Here is a 14432-nt window from a genome sequence, read left to right as displayed (position 1 = left end):
GTGGTCCCGGCCCGCGTGGGAAGATGGCGGCCATGCTGCGTTGGTTGACCGCCGGTGAGTCGCACGGCCCCGCCCTGACCGCCGTCCTGGAGGGGCTGCCCGCCGGGGTGCGGGTCGCCCGGGCCGACGTCGAGGGGGCGCTGGCCCGCCGCCGCCTGGGCTACGGACGCGGGGCGCGCATGAGCTTCGAGGCCGACCGGCTGCACTTCCTCGGCGGGCTGCGGCACGGCGTCTCGCTCGGCTCGCCGCTCGCGCTGCAGATCGAGAACTCGGAGTGGCACAAGTGGCAGGCGGTCATGGGGCCCGAGCCGGTGGAGGACACGGACCTGCAGGGCGCCGACGACGTCGGGGCGCCGCAGGAGCTCGCCCGCAACCGTCCGCTGACCCGCCCCCGGCCGGGGCACGCCGACCTCGTCGGGATGACGAAGTACGGGTTCGAGGAGGCCCGGCCGGTGCTGGAGCGGGCCTCGGCCCGCGAGACGGCGGCACGGGTCGCGCTCGGGGCCGTGGCGGCCGCCTTCCTCGACCAGACCGTGGGCGTCCGCCTGGTCTCCCACACCGTCAGCATCGGTCGGGCCGGGGTGCCCGGCATCGACGACGACGCGCCGGACCCGGGGTCGCTGCCCCGCCCGGAGGACGTGGAGCGGGTCGACGCCGACCCGGTGCGCACCCTCGACGCCCAGCGCTCCGCTGCGATGGTCGCCGAGGTGGACGCCGCGAGGAAGGCCGGTGACACGCTGGGCGGGGTGGTCGAGGTGCTGGCCTACGGCCTGCCCCCCGGCCTGGGCTCGCACGTGCACTGGGACCGCCGGCTCGACGCCCGCCTGGCCGCGGCGCTCCTGGGCATCCAGGCGATCAAGGGGATGGAGGTGGGGGAGGGCTTCCGCACCGCGGCCCGCCGCGGGAGCGAGGCCCACGACGAGATCGACCGGGACGACGCGGGCCTCATCCGCCGGGCCACCCTGCGCAGCGGCGGCACCGAGGGCGGCATGAGCACCGGCGAGGTGCTGCGGGTGCGCGCCGCGATGAAGCCGATCTCCACCGTCCCCCGGGCCCTGCGGACGGTCGACACGGCCACCGGGGAGGCCGGGACCGCCATCCACCAGCGCTCGGACGTGTGCGCCGTCCCCGCCGCCGGCGTGGTGGCCGAGGCCATGGTCGCGCTCGTCCTCGCCGACGCGGTGCTGGAGAAGTTCGGCGGCGACTCGGTGCCGGAGGTGGCCCGCAACCACGCGGCCTACCTGGCTTCCGTGGCCGAGCACCAGCGCACCCCGGCCACGGAGCAGGGCCGGTGAGCGGGCCGCGCGTGGTCCTCGTCGGTCCCCCCGGGTCCGGCAAGTCGACCGTCGGGGCGGTGCTGGCCGAGCGGCTCGGGGTCCCGCTGCACGACACGGACGCGGCGGTCGAGGCCGCGCAGGGGCGCTCGATCAGCGACATCTTCGTGGAGGAGGGCGAGGCCGCCTTCCGCACCCTGGAGCGCGAGGAGGTGCTCCGCGCCCTGCGCGAGGAGACGGGGGTGGTCGCGCTCGGCGGCGGCGCCGTGATGCAGGAGCCGGTGGCGCAGGCGCTCGCCGACGGGCACCGGGTCGTCTTCCTGGACGTCACCATCGCCGCCGCCGCCACCCGGGTCGGCTTCGACGCCTCGCGACCGCTGCTGCTGGTCAACCCCCGCGCCTCGTGGACCCGGCTCATGAACACCCGGCGGCCGACCTACGAGGCCGTGAGCGGGACGCGCGTGGACACCGCTGGCCGCACGCCCGAGCAGGTCGCCGACGAGGTGGTCTCGTGGCTGACGGACTGAGCCGCACGATCCAGGTCGGGGGAGCGGCGCCGTATGCCGTGCACCTCGGCCCGGACGCGCTGGCGCGGCTGGGTCGGCACGCGGCGCCGGGGCGGCGGGTGCTCGTCGTGCACCAGACCGGGCGCGAGGCGCTGGCGCGGGACGCCGCGGACGTCCTGGCGCAGGCGGGGGCCGCCCCCGTGCTCGCGCCCGTCCCGGACGCCGAGTCCGCGAAGACGGTGCCGGTCCTGGCCGGGCTGTGGACCCTCCTGGGGCAGCAGGGCTTCACCCGCTCCGACCTCGTGGTCGGCATCGGCGGTGGGGCCACGACCGACCTCGCCGGGTTCGCCGCGGCGAGCTGGCTGCGCGGGGTGGAGGTCGTCCAGCTGCCCACCTCCCTCCTGGGTGTGGTGGACGCCGCGGTCGGCGGCAAGACCGGCATCAACACCGCGGAGGGCAAGAACCTCGTCGGCGCGTTCCACCCCCCGGTCGAGGTCCTCTGCGACCCCGGCTGGACGGCCACGCAGCCGCGCGCGGACTACGTGTCCGGCCTGGCCGAGGTCATCAAGTGCGGGTTCGTGGCCGACCCCACCATCCTCGAGCTCGTCGAGCACGACCCCGCTGCCGCCACCGACCCGCGCCGCGACCCGGAGCTCGCCCTCGACCTCGTCGCCCGTGCGGTGCAGGTGAAGGCCGACGTCGTGGCGGCCGACCTCACCGAGTCCTCGCTGCGGGAGATCCTCAACTACGGGCACACCTTCGCGCACGCGGTCGAGCAGGTCGAGGGCTACACCTGGCGGCACGGTGACGCGGTGGCGGTGGGTCTGGTCTACGTCGCCGAGCTCGCCCACCGGGCCGGCCTGGTGGACGCCGCCCTGAGGGACCGGCACCGACAGGTGCTGGACGCGGTCAGCCTCCCGACGGCATACCGGCCCGGACGCTGGGAGGAGCTGCGCACCGCCATGGGCCGGGACAAGAAGACCCGGGGGTCGACCCTGCGCTTCGTCGTGCTGGAGGGCCTGGCCCGGCCGGCCCGGCTGGAGGGGCCCTCGGAGGAGGACCTGCGGGCGGCCTACGCCGCCGTGGCACCCGGGTAGACTGGTCCGTCGATCCCCTGAACGCGCCGACCGGCATACCGAAGGAAGACACGCGACGTGGCAAGCACGAACGACCTGAAGAACGGCATGGTCCTCGACATGGACAACGGGCTGTGGCAGGTGCTGGAGTTCCAGCACGTCAAGCCCGGCAAGGGACCGGCCTTCGTCCGCACCAAGCTGAAGAACGTCCTGACCAACAAGATCGTGGACAAGACCTTCAACGCCGGTACCAAGGTGGAGACGGCCACGGTCGATCGCTCCGACTACCAGTACCTCTACAACGACGGCACCGACTACATCTTCATGGACGAGAAGACCTACGAGCAGGTGCCGGTCACCGCCGAGGCCATGGGGGACACCGCGAAGTACCTCCTGGAGAACAACCGGGCGATGATCGCCCAGCACGAGGGCCGGGTCCTCTACGTCGAGCTGCCCCCGTCGGTCGTCCTGGAGATCACCCACACCGACCCCGGCCTGCAGGGGGACCGCTCCACCGGCGGCACCAAGCCGGCCACCCTCGAGACCGGCGCGGAGATCCAGGTGCCGCTGTTCCTCGAGACCGGCACCAAGGTCAAGGTGGACACCCGCGACGGGTCCTACCTCGGCCGCGTGAACTGACCCGTGGCCGCACGCACCCGGGCCCGCAAGCGGGCCCTGGAGCTGCTCTTCGAGGCCGAGCAGCGCGGGATCAACGTCGGGGAGCTGCTGGAGTCGCGCATCGAGACCCCGACCACGCAGCACGCGCTGCCGGACTACGCCGTCGAGATCGTCCGCGGGGTCATCGCGCACTGGGGGCAGATCGAGGAGATCCTCGCCACCTGGTCGCAGGGGTGGAGCCTGGAGCGCATGGCGGCCGTCGACCGGGCGGCGCTGCGCGTGGGGGCCTGGGAGATCCTCTGGAACGACGAGGTGCCGGACATGGTCGCCGTCGCGGAGGCGGTCGAGCTGGTCGGACGCATGAGCACCGACGAGTCCCCGGGCTTCGTCAACGGGCTGCTGGCCCGCATCGCCGAGGTCAAGCACACCCTCGTCTGAGCGCGCCCGCGGAGCGGGTAGGCTGGGCGCCGCACCATCACGTCCTTTAACCACCGTCCAGTGAGGCGGGGAAGGAGAGTGGGCCCATGAGCCCTGCCCGTGAGCGAGAGGTCGCCCCCCCGACGGGCCCTGCTCGACCCCCCGGAGGACGTGAGGTCCTCACCGGTGACGAGATCCAGCGGGCGCTCAAGCGCATCGCGCACGAGATCCTCGAGGGCAACAAGGGGCCCCACGACCTCGTGCTGCTGGGGATCCCCACCCGTGGCGTGCCGCTGGCGCACCGGCTCGCCGCCGCCGTCGCCGGTGTCGAGGGCGCCGAGGTGCCCACCGGCTCGCTGGACATCACGATGTACCGCGACGACCTGCGCAGCCAGCCGACCCGGGCCCCGGAGCCCATGAAGGTCCCCGCGGGCGGCGTCGACGGCAAGGTCGTCGTGCTCGTCGACGACGTGCTCTACTCCGGCCGCACCGTGCGTGCCGCGCTGGACAGCCTCGCCGACCTGGGGCGGCCGGCCAGCGTCCGGCTGGCGGTGCTCGTCGACCGGGGCCACCGCGAGCTGCCGATCCGCGCCGACTACGTCGGCAAGAACCTCCCCACCTCCCGCACCGAGCGGGTCATGGTGCGGCTGCACGAGGCGGACGGTGCCGAGGGGGTGTGGATCGCGTGAAGCACCTGCTCTCGATCGCTGACCTCAGCGCCGAGGAGATCACCCAGATCCTCGACACCGCCGTGTCCATGCACGAGGTGCAGGACCGCCAGGTCAAGAAGCTGCCCACCCTGCGCGGCCGGACCATCATCAACTTCTTCTTCGAGGACTCCACCCGCACGCGTGCGTCCTTCGAGATCGCCGGCAAGTGGATGAGCGCCGACACCATCAACCTCACCGGCAAGGGCACCTCGGTCTCCAAGGGCGAGTCGCTGCGCGACACGGTCCTGACGATCGACGCCATGGGTGTGGACATGATGATCATCCGGCACCCGGCCAGCGGTGCCCCGGCGCAGATCGCGGACTGGACGGACTGCTCCATCGTCAACGCCGGGGACGGCACCCACGAGCACCCCAGCCAGGCGCTGCTCGACGCCTACACCCTGCGCCGCGCGCTCGGCGACCTGCGCGGACGCCACGTGGCGATCGTCGGCGACCTCACCCACTCGCGGGTGCTGCGCTCCAACCTGCTGTGCCTGCGGGCGCTGGGGGCGCAGGTGACCCTGGTGGCGCCCCCGACGCTCATGCCGAGCGGGGTGGCCGCGTGGTCCGCCGCCGACGGCTTCGAGACGTCCTACGACCTCGACGCCGTCCTGCCGACCGTCGACGCGGTGATGATGCTGCGGGTGCAGCGCGAGCGGATGAGCGGGGGCTACTTCCCGACCGCCCGCGAGTATGCCGTGACCTACGGCCTCACCGCCCGTCGTCTCGGCCTGCTGCAGGACCACGCCGTCATCGCCCACCCCGGGCCGATGAACCGCGGCCTGGAGATCTCCGCGGACGCCGCGGACGCGGCCCGGTCGCTGGTGCTGGACCAGGTGAGCGCCGGTGTCGCGGTCCGGATGTCCATCCTCTACCACCTCCTCGCCGGGGAAGGAGACGCACAGTGAGCCGCACGCCCGCCCTGCTCGTCCGGGGTGCCGACCTCGCGGGGGGTGGCGCCGGCGACGTGCTCGTCGTGGACGGCACCATCCGCGCGGTCGGGACCGACGCCGCCGCCGACGCGCCCGAGGGGGTGCAGCGCCTGGACGCCGACGGGCTGGTGCTGCTGCCGGGCCTCGTCGACCTGCACACCCACCTGCGCGAGCCCGGGCGGGAGGACGCCGAGACCATCGAGACCGGCTCGCAGGCGGCCGCGGTCGGTGGCTTCACGGCCGTCCTGGCCATGGCCAACACCACCCCGGTCACCGACTCCGCCGAGGTCGCCGAGACCGTGCTCGACCTCGGGCGCCGAGCGGGCTACGTCGACGTCCACCCGGTCGGCGCCGTCACCAAGGGTCTGGCCGGCCAGGAGCTGGCCGAGCTCGGGCTGATGGCCCGCTCCCGGGCCCGGGTCCGGGTCTTCTCCGACGACGGCCGGTGCGTCGACGACGCCCGCCTCATGCGCCGGGCGCTGGAGTACGTCAAGGGCTTCGGCGGCGTGGTGTCGCAGCACGCGCAGGACCCGCGCCTGGCCGACGGCACGGCGTGCTGCCACGAGGGAGAGCTCTCCGGGCGCCTCGGGCTGCCCGGGTGGCCGGCCGTCGCCGAGGAGACGATCGTGGCGCGGGACGTCATGCTGGCCCGGCACACCGGCTCCCGCGTCCACGTCGCGCACGTCTCGACGGCCGGGAGCGTCGAGGTGCTCCGGTGGGCCAAGGCGCAGGGGATCGCGGTGACCGCCGAGGTCACCCCGCACCACCTCATGCTCACCGAGGGCGAGCTCGCCGGCTACGACCCGACCTTCAAGGTCAACCCGCCGCTGCGGCCGGCTGAGGACACCCGGGCCCTCCGGGAGGCGCTCGCCGACGGCACCATCGACGCGGTCGCCACCGACCACGCTCCGCACGTGCGCCAGGACAAGGAGCACGCCTTCGCCGACGCGGCCTTCGGCATGCTCGGTCTGGAGACCGCGCTCCCCGTCGTCTCGACGGTCATGGTGGCCGAGGGTCTCATGACGTGGGCCGACGTGGCGCGCACCATGTCGAGCGCTCCCGCCCGGATCGCCGGGCTGAGCGACCAGGGCCGCGGCCTCACCACCGGCGCGCCGGCCAACCTCACCCTGGTCGACCCCACCCGCAGCCACACCGTGGACCGGGCGCTGTCGCGCTCCCTGTCCCGCAACAACCCCTGGCACGGCCGCCGGCTCACCGGCGCCGTGCACCTGACGATGCTCCGAGGCCAGGTCACCGCCCGCGAGGGCCTGGTGTGGGGAGCCACCGCATGACCGACCCGACGAAAGAGGCACCGGTGACCCCAGCCCAGCCCGAGCCGGCCCTCCTCGTGCTCGAGGACGGCCGCACCTTCCGCGGAGAGGCCTACGGTGCGCGGGGGCGCACCGTCGGCGAGGCGGTCTTCTGCACCGGGATGACCGGCTACCAGGAGACGCTCACCGACCCGTCCTACCACCGCCAGGTGGTCGTCATGACGGCGCCGCACATCGGCAACACCGGCGTCAACACGACGGACATGGAGAGCCGGCGCATCTGGGTCGCCGGCTTCGTGGTGCGCGACCCCGCGATCCGGCCCTCGAGCTGGCGCTCGCAGGGCGACCTCGGCCAGGCTCTGGCGCAGGCCGGCGTCGTCGGTATCAGCGGCATCGACACCCGCGCGCTGACCCGGCACCTGCGGGACCGCGGCGCCATGCGGGTCGGGGTCTTCTCCGGTGAGGCGGCCGCCGCCGCCCCGCAGGAGCTGCTGCGCCAGGTCACCGACGCACCGCTCATGGCCGGGTCCGCCCTGGCGGCGGAGGTCTCGACCCCCGAGCCCTACGTCGTGTCCCCGCCGGAGGGCGTGCCGACCCGCTTCCGCGTCGCCGCCCTCGACCTCGGCATCAAGGGGATGACCCCGGCGCAGCTGGCGCGGCGGGGGATCGAGGTCCACGTCCTGCCCAGCCGGACCAGCGCGGAGGAGCTCCTGGGGCTGGACCCCGACGGCGTCTTCTTCTCCAACGGGCCGGGCGACCCGGCGACCGCGGAGCACGAGGTCGCGCTGCTGCGGGAGGTCCTCGACCGGCGCATCCCGTTCTTCGGGATCTGCTTCGGCAACCAGCTGCTCGGTCGGGCGCTCGGGCTGGGCACCTACAAGCTGGCCTTCGGGCACCGCGGGATCAACCAGCCCGTGCTCGACCGCACCACCGGCAAGGTGGAGGTGACCAGCCACAACCACGGCTTCGCCATCGCCTGGCCGGACGGCATACCGACCGACCAGCCGGCGGACACCCCCTACGGCCCGGTCCGCTGCGACCACGTAGCCCTCAACGACGACGTCGTGGAGGGGCTCTCCTGCGTGGACGTGCCGGCCTTCAGCGTGCAGTACCACCCGGAGGCCGCGGCCGGCCCGCACGACGCGGAGTACCTCTTCGACCGCTTCGTGGACCTGCTCGAGCGGCGCCCCTCCACCACCTCCCCGACCTCCCAGGAGTCCTGAGCGTGCCCAAGCGTGACGACATCAGCAGCGTGCTGGTGATCGGGTCCGGCCCGATCGTCATCGGCCAGGCGGCCGAGTTCGACTACTCCGGCACCCAGGCCTGCCGGGTGCTGCGCGAGGAGGGGGTGCGGGTCGTCCTGGTGAACTCCAACCCGGCGACCATCATGACCGACCCGGGCGTGGCCGACGCGACCTACGTCGAGCCCATCACGCCGGAGATCGTGGAGTCCATCATCGAGCGGGAGCGCCCGGACGCCGTGCTGGCCACCCTCGGCGGGCAGACGGCGCTCAACACCGCCATCGCCCTGCACGAGTCCGGCGCGCTGGAGCGCCTGGGTGCCCCGCTCATCGGTGCCAACGTCGAGGCGATCCAGCTGGGGGAGGACCGCCAGGCGTTCAAGGGGGTCGTCGAGCGCTGCGGCGCCGAGTCGGCCCGGTCGGCGATCTGCCACACCATGGACGAGGTGATCGCCGCGGCGGAGGACCTGGGCTACCCCGTCGTGGTGCGTCCCTCCTTCACCATGGGCGGCCTGGGCTCGGGCTTCGCCTACGACGAACCGAGCCTGCGGCGCATCGCCGGGGCTGGCCTGCAGGACAGCCCCACCACCGAGGTGCTGCTCGAGGAGTCCATCCTGGGCTGGAAGGAGTACGAGCTCGAGGTCATGCGCGACCGCGCCGACAACGTCGTCGTCGTCTGCTCCATCGAGAACCTCGACCCCATGGGCGTGCACACCGGCGACTCGATCACGGTGGCCCCGGCGATGACCCTGACCGACCGGGAGTACCAGCGGCTGCGCGACATCGGCATCGCGGTGATCCGGGAGGTCGGCGTCGACACCGGCGGGTGCAACATCCAGTTCGCCGTCAACCCGCAGGACGGGCGCATCATCGTCATCGAGATGAACCCGCGCGTGTCCCGCTCCTCGGCGCTCGCCTCCAAGGCCACCGGCTTCCCCATCGCCAAGATCGCGGCGAAGATGGCGCTGGGCTACACCCTGGACGAGGTCCCCAACGACATCACTCAGAAGACCCCGGCGAGCTTCGAGCCCAGCCTCGACTACGTCGTCGTCAAGGTGCCGCGGTTCGCGTTCGAGAAGTTCCCGCTGGCCGACCCCACGCTCACGACGACGATGAAGTCGGTCGGCGAGGCGATGGCCCTGGGTCGCAGCTTCACCGAGGCGCTGCAGAAGGCGCTGCGCTCCACCGAGGCCCGGCACACCAGCTTCCACTGGCGCGAGGACGAGACGCCCACCCGGGAGATGGCGCTGGCGCTGCTGCGGCAGGCGGCCACCCCGACGGACGGCCGGCTCGTGCTGGTGCAGCAGGCGCTGCGCGGCGGCGCCACCGTCGAGGAGGCGCACGAGGCGACCCGCATCGACCCCTGGTTCCTCGACCAGATCGCGGCCATCAACGACATCGCCGAGCGCGTCCGGACGCAGGCGCGGTCGGCCTCCGGGGGGCAGCTGACCCCGGAGCTGCTGCGGCTGGCCAAGCGGCACGGGTTCTCCGACGCCCAGCTCGCCCAGCTGGCCGGGCTGCGCGAGGACGTGGTGCGCGGGGTGCGTCAGGCCCTGGGGGTGCGGCCGGTCTACAAGACCGTGGACACGTGCGCCGGGGAGTTCGAGGCGACCACGCCCTACCACTACTCCTCCTACGACGAGGAGACCGAGGTCGCGCCGCGCGAGCGGCCGGCGGTCATCATCCTCGGCTCGGGACCGAACCGCATCGGGCAGGGCATCGAGTTCGACTACTCCTGCGTGCACGCCTCGCTCACCCTCCAGGAGCACGGCTTCGACACGGTCATGGTCAACTGCAACCCCGAGACGGTGTCGACGGACTACGACACCTCCAGCCGGCTCTACTTCGAGCCGCTCACCCTCGAGGACGTCCTCGAGGTCGTCCATGCGGAGCGGCAGGCGGGCCCCGTGGCCGGCGTCGTGGTGCAGCTGGGCGGCCAGACCCCCCTGGGGCTGGCCGCCGCCCTCAAGGCCGAGGGGGTGCCCATCGTCGGCACCTCGCCGGAGGCGATCCACCTCGCCGAGGACCGCGGCGCCTTCGGCCGGGTGCTCGCGCAGACCGGGCTGACCGCGCCGCGCCACGGCACGGCATACTCCGTCGACGACGCGCTGGAGGTCGCCCGGGAGATCGGTTTCCCGGTGCTCGTGCGCCCCTCCTACGTCCTCGGTGGTCGGGGTATGCAGATCGTCTACGACGAGGAGTCGCTCGCCGGCTACGTCGCCCGGGCCACGGCGGTCACCGGCGAGGAGGTGGCCCACCCCGTGCTCATCGACCGTTTCCTCGACACCGCCGTCGAGATCGACGTGGACGCGCTCTACGACGGGGTCGACCTCTACGTCGGCGGGATCATGGAGCACATCGAGGAGGCCGGCATCCACTCCGGCGACTCCGCCTGCGTGCTGCCGCCGTTCACCCTCGGTCGTTCCGAGCTGGAGGCCGTCCGGGTCGCCACCCGGGCGCTGGCCGAGGCGATCGGCGTGCGCGGCCTCATCAACGTGCAGTTCGCGCTCAGCCAGGACGTCCTCTACGTGCTGGAGGCCAACCCCCGGGCCAGCCGCACGGTGCCCTTCGTCGCCAAGGCCACGGGGGTGCCGCTCGCCCAGGCCGCGGCCCGGGTCATGCTGGGGACGACGATCGAGGAGCTGCGGACCGAGGGGGTGCTGCCGACCGGGGTCGACGGCGGGTCGCTGCCGGGGCACGCGCCGTTCTCGGTCAAGGAGGCGATCCTGCCCTTCCGCCGCTTCCGCACCCAGACGGGGGAGGCCATCGACTCCATCCTCGGCCCGGAGATGCGCTCCACCGGGGAGGTGATGGGCATCGACGCGTCCTTCGGCTCGGCGTTCGCCAAGAGCCAGCTGCGGGCCGGCTCGAGCCTGCCCACCGGCGGCACGGTCTTCGTCTCGGTCGCCGACCGGGACAAGCGCTCGATGATCTTCCCGGTGAAGCGTCTGGTCGACCTCGGCTTCTCGGTGCTGGCCACGGAGGGGACGGCCGACGTGCTGCGGCGCAACGGCATACCGGCAGAGGTCGTGCACAAGCACAGCGAGGCGCGCCAGGACGGCTCGGTGCGCACCATCGTGGACCGGATCGGCGCCGGCGAGGTGGACATGGTCATCAACACGCCGTCGGGGCGGGATGCGCGTGCGGACGGGTATGCCATCCGCGCCGCCACCACCTCGCTGGACAAGCCGATCATCACCACCGTCCAGCAGCTCGCTGTCGCGGTGCTCGGCATCGAGGCGATGCGGGCCGGGCCGCTGTCGGTGGCGCCGCTGCAGGAGCACGCGGCGCAGCTGGACCTCTTCGGCCCCGCGGCGAAGCGGTGAGCGGGCGCCGATGATCGGCGGTGCGCCCGCCGGTCCGGTCCGCACGGGTGTGGTCACCCTGGCCCGGCCGGCGGGGGCCTTCGACGTCCTGAGCCTGGCGGTCCCCGCCGGGCCGGACTGGGCGGCGGCGCGGCCGGGGCAGTTCCTCGTGGTGCCCGGGAACCCCGGCCGCGGGGACGCGCTGCCCGGCCTGCACTGGCTGGCCGACGTCTCGGTCGATCCCGTCCACGGGACCGCGGTCGAGGTCGCGGTGCCAGCGGGTGGCGGCTGGGACGTCGGCCACCACCTGCGCCTCATCGGTCCGCTCGGCCGGGGGTTCGGCGTGCCGACCGACGCCGTCACGGCGCTGGTCGTGGGGCACGGAGGGTCGACGGTGCCGCTGCGCTGGCTGGTGGCACGGCTGCGGGCCAGGGGGTGCGCGGTGCACGTCGTGCTGTCCGCGGACGACCCGGACGACCACTTCGAGGTGGCCTCGCTGCGCCGGCAGGCCGCCACCGTCCGGCTGACCGCGGAGCCCGACCTCGGGCGGGTGGCGACGCAGGTGATGGAGCAGGAGCCGGGGATCGGCGTGGTCTACGCCGCCGGGCCGCGCACCACGGTCCGGCGGGTGGCGCAGGCCGCGGTGGCTGCCGGCCGACCCGTGCGGGTGAGCGCGCTCGACCTCGCCGAGCCGCTGCTGTGCGGCACCGGGCTGTGCGGCCAGTGCGACCTCGAGACCTCCGGCAGCGCCGGGGGACGGTCGCTGCGACCGTGCCTGGAGGGACCCGTGGTGCCGGGGGAGCAGGTGCTCGATGCGCCGCGGTGACCGGCTGCCCGGCGTGTGGATCGCGCCGGGAGCGGTGGACGACCCCCGGGGGCTGCTGCGCTTCGGGCCTCTCGGCGGAGTGGCCGTGCCCGTCGGCCCGGTCGTCGGGGGGCGTGGCGGACGAGGCGCCGCCGCCGTGCACGGCACCGGCCCCGGTGGTGTCGAGCACGACGAGGCGCCCGGCCTCGACCTGGTGGAGGCCGTCGACCGGCTGCGGTGGTGCGCCACCCGGGACCTGCGCGCGCTGGTGGCGGTGCGTGGCACCACCCCGGGGGAACCCGCCACGCTGGCCGGACGTCTGTGCCGAGGGCTGGAGGGCGACGCGGTCGCCGCCGTCGAGGTCGACCTCCGGGGTGCCGACGACCAGCACTGCCTCCGGGTCCTGGCCCGTGTCCGCGAGGAGACGCCGCGCGACCTGCTGCTGCTGGCCCGGCTGTCGGCGTTGCACCCCGACCTCGTGGGCTGCGCCCGCGCGGCGGTCGCCGGGGGAGCGGGTGCCGTGGTGGTGTGCGGGGCGGTCCCGCTGGGCCCGGGGCGGTGGTGGTCCGGGGCATCGACGGCCGCGCTCTGCCGCTCGGGCGTCCGGACGCTGGCGCTGGCCGCTGTCGAGCAGCGCTGGCCGGCGGTGCCGGTCGTCGCCGCCGGCGGGGTCCACGACGTCTCCTCGGCGCGTGCCGCCCTCCGCGAGGGGGCGCAGGCCGTCCAGCTGGGGTCCGCCCTGTGGGCGGACCCGACCGTGCTCTGGGCCGTGCTCGACGGCCTGGACCCCGCCACCGGCACCGACACGCAGACCGGCAGCCATGGGCATACCGGCGGCGGCAGGCATACCGGCGGCGGCAGGCATACCGGCGGCGGCAGGCATACCGGCGGCGGCAGGCATACCGGCAGCGACACCGACACCCACCCCGAGGAGAGCTGATGACCCACGTCGACGAGGGCGGACACCCCCCGACCGGGACCCCGCAGAGGTTCGGCCTGCGACTGCACCGGGCCCTGACCGAGCACGGCCCCCTGTGCGTGGGGATCGACCCCCACCGCGAGCTGCTGCACAGCTGGGGGCTGCCCGACTCTCCGGACGGCCTGCGCGAGTTCTGCGCGGTCGTCCTGGACGCGGCCACCGGCCGGTGCGCCGCGGTGAAGCCGCAGTCCGCCTTCTTCGAGCGACACGGGTCGGCAGGTGTCGCGGTCCTGGAGGAGGTCCTGGGGCAGGCCCGTCACCGGGGTCTGCTCACCGTGCTCGACGCCAAGCGGGGTGACATCGGCAGCACCATGCAGGGCTACGCACAGGCCTACCTCGGTCCCGACGCGCCGCTCGCCGCGGACGCGCTGACCCTCAGCCCCTACCTCGGCTACGAGGCCCTGCGCCCGGCGCTGGACCTGGCCCGCGAGTCCGGCCGCGGGGCCTTCGTGCTGGTGCGGACGTCCAACCCGGAGGCGGCGCAGGTCCAGTCCGTGGGGAGGCCCACCGTCGCCAGCCGCGTCCTCGCCGGCGTCGGCCACGACAACCGCGGTCAGGAGCCGTGCGGCGACATCGGTGTCGTCATCGGCGCGACGGTCGACCTCGCGCACGAGCAGCTGGGCCTGGCCGAGGCGCTCGCGCCCGTCCTCGCCCCGGGCGTGGGGGCCCAGGGGGCGGACGAGCACGACGTCGCCCGGTCCTTCGCCGCCGTCCGGGGACGGGTGCTGGTCCCCGTGTCGCGGGCGGTGCTGGGCGCAGGCCCGGCAGGCATGGAGGCCGAGGTCGGGCGCTGGGCCGAGCGGTTGGCCACGGCCGTGGGTCGCGGCTGAGGGTCGCGGCCGACCGCATCGGCCCCCGGTGACCCGCTGGGGCGCCCGCGCCGGGTGCTGCGGGTTGGCACGGTGGGCGGAGGGTCGCTATGTTCGTCGGCACCAGGGTTCCCTGGCACTGGATGACAAGGAGTAGGACCGTGGCCCTTCCCGAGCTGACGCCGGAGCAACGCGCCGACGCGCTGGCCAAGGCTGCTGCCGCCCGTCGTGAGCGTGCAGCCGTCAAGAACCGCCTGAAGAACTCCCAGGGCTCCCTCAAGGACGTCATCGCCGAGGGCAAGGAGAACGACGTCATCGGCAAGATGAAGGTCTCGGCCCTGCTGGAGTCCATGCCCGGCGTCGGCCGCGTGCGCGCCCGGCAGCTCATGGAGGAGATCGGCATCTCCGAGAGCCGACGCGTCCGAGGGCTGGGCGCCAACCAGGTGCACCACCTGCTCGACCACTTCAGCGGCCGCTGAGCGCCGCGGC

At 74.0% G+C, this 14432-nt stretch carries 14 protein-coding genes; all 14 read left to right on the top strand.

Annotation, left to right across the window (positions count from 1 at the left end; translation table 11 throughout):
* Positions 1-32 precede the first annotated feature (32 nt).
* The 14 genes from aroC to mihF all read left to right on the top strand — a co-directional run bounded on the left by aroC (position 33) and on the right by mihF (position 14422).
* Positions 33-1295, top strand: a complete 1263-nt coding sequence (gene aroC, locus Q0795_RS03545; RefSeq protein ID WP_298886525.1) for a chorismate synthase — start codon at positions 33-35, stop codon at positions 1293-1295.
* Entirely contained in the window at positions 1292-1801 is a 510-nt protein-coding gene (locus tag Q0795_RS03540) for a shikimate kinase (RefSeq protein ID WP_298886522.1), read from the top strand. The genes aroC and Q0795_RS03540 overlap by 4 nt, the downstream gene beginning before the upstream one ends.
* Positions 1786-2877 carry a 3-dehydroquinate synthase gene (gene aroB, locus Q0795_RS03535; protein WP_298886519.1) on the top strand — a complete coding sequence of 364 codons (1092 nt, stop codon included), beginning with the start codon at positions 1786-1788 and terminating at the stop codon, positions 2875-2877. The genes Q0795_RS03540 and aroB overlap by 16 nt, the downstream gene beginning before the upstream one ends.
* A gap of 57 nt (positions 2878-2934) precedes the next feature.
* Complete coding sequence (efp, locus tag Q0795_RS03530; RefSeq protein ID WP_298886516.1) at positions 2935-3495, top strand: elongation factor P; 561 nt, start codon at positions 2935-2937, stop codon at positions 3493-3495.
* A 3-nt stretch (positions 3496-3498) separates the two neighbouring features.
* Positions 3499-3912 carry a transcription antitermination factor NusB gene (gene nusB / locus Q0795_RS03525; protein WP_298886514.1) on the top strand — a complete coding sequence of 138 codons (414 nt, stop codon included), beginning with the start codon at positions 3499-3501 and terminating at the stop codon, positions 3910-3912.
* Between the two features lie 86 nt (positions 3913-3998).
* Complete coding sequence (gene pyrR / locus Q0795_RS03520; RefSeq protein ID WP_298886511.1) at positions 3999-4580, top strand: bifunctional pyr operon transcriptional regulator/uracil phosphoribosyltransferase PyrR; 582 nt, start codon at positions 3999-4001, stop codon at positions 4578-4580.
* The gene (locus Q0795_RS03515; protein ID WP_298886633.1) at positions 4577-5509 is read left to right on the top strand and encodes an aspartate carbamoyltransferase catalytic subunit; all 933 of its coding nucleotides are present in this window, start codon (positions 4577-4579) and stop codon (positions 5507-5509) included. Before pyrR ends, Q0795_RS03515 begins: the two co-directional genes overlap by 4 nt.
* A complete protein-coding gene (locus tag Q0795_RS03510) occupies positions 5506-6825 on the top strand; it encodes a dihydroorotase (protein ID WP_298886508.1) in 1320 nt (439 codons plus the stop codon). Before Q0795_RS03515 ends, Q0795_RS03510 begins: the two co-directional genes overlap by 4 nt.
* The gene (carA, locus tag Q0795_RS03505) at positions 6822-8027 is read left to right on the top strand and encodes a glutamine-hydrolyzing carbamoyl-phosphate synthase small subunit (RefSeq protein WP_298886505.1); all 1206 of its coding nucleotides are present in this window, start codon (positions 6822-6824) and stop codon (positions 8025-8027) included. The genes Q0795_RS03510 and carA overlap by 4 nt, the downstream gene beginning before the upstream one ends.
* Positions 8028-8029: 2 nt before the next feature.
* Positions 8030-11371: a carbamoyl-phosphate synthase large subunit gene (carB, locus tag Q0795_RS03500; RefSeq protein WP_298886503.1), complete on the top strand. Its 3342-nt coding sequence runs from the start codon at positions 8030-8032 to the stop codon at positions 11369-11371.
* A gap of 10 nt (positions 11372-11381) precedes the next feature.
* A complete protein-coding gene (locus Q0795_RS03495) occupies positions 11382-12176 on the top strand; it encodes a hypothetical protein (RefSeq protein ID WP_298886501.1) in 795 nt (264 codons plus the stop codon).
* A complete protein-coding gene (locus Q0795_RS03490; protein ID WP_298886498.1) occupies positions 12163-13095 on the top strand; it encodes a hypothetical protein in 933 nt (310 codons plus the stop codon). The genes Q0795_RS03495 and Q0795_RS03490 overlap by 14 nt, the downstream gene beginning before the upstream one ends.
* Positions 13095-13964, top strand: coding sequence for an orotidine-5'-phosphate decarboxylase (pyrF, locus tag Q0795_RS03485; RefSeq protein WP_298886496.1), 870 nt, complete (start codon positions 13095-13097; stop codon positions 13962-13964). Before Q0795_RS03490 ends, pyrF begins: the two co-directional genes overlap by 1 nt.
* Before the next feature lie 140 nt (positions 13965-14104).
* On the top strand, positions 14105-14422 hold the full coding sequence (gene mihF, locus Q0795_RS03480; RefSeq protein ID WP_058890996.1) for an integration host factor, actinobacterial type: 318 nt from the start codon (positions 14105-14107) through the stop codon (positions 14420-14422).
* Positions 14423-14432 lie beyond the last annotated feature (10 nt).

Origin of the sequence: uncultured Serinicoccus sp., from assembly GCF_947487915.1 — a bacterium.
Classification (GTDB): domain Bacteria; phylum Actinomycetota; class Actinomycetes; order Actinomycetales; family Dermatophilaceae; genus Ornithinicoccus.
Note: the sequence above shows the minus strand (reverse complement) of the source record. Positions and strands in the feature narration are given on the sequence as shown.

Excerpts from the sequence above, each read along its gene's own strand:
- aroC (WP_298886525.1), top strand. The coding sequence starts at position 33 with ATGCTGCGTTGGTTGACCGCCGGTGAGTCGCACGGCCCCGCCCTGACC.
- pyrR (WP_298886511.1), top strand. The coding sequence starts at position 3,999 with ATGAGCCCTGCCCGTGAGCGAGAGGTCGCCCCCCCGACGGGCCCTGCT.
- carA (WP_298886505.1), top strand. The coding sequence starts at position 6,822 with ATGACCGACCCGACGAAAGAGGCACCGGTGACCCCAGCCCAGCCCGAG.
- Q0795_RS03495 (WP_298886501.1), top strand. The coding sequence starts at position 11,382 with ATGATCGGCGGTGCGCCCGCCGGTCCGGTCCGCACGGGTGTGGTCACC.
- Q0795_RS03490 (WP_298886498.1), top strand. The coding sequence starts at position 12,163 with ATGCGCCGCGGTGACCGGCTGCCCGGCGTGTGGATCGCGCCGGGAGCG.
- pyrF (WP_298886496.1), top strand. The coding sequence starts at position 13,095 with ATGACCCACGTCGACGAGGGCGGACACCCCCCGACCGGGACCCCGCAG.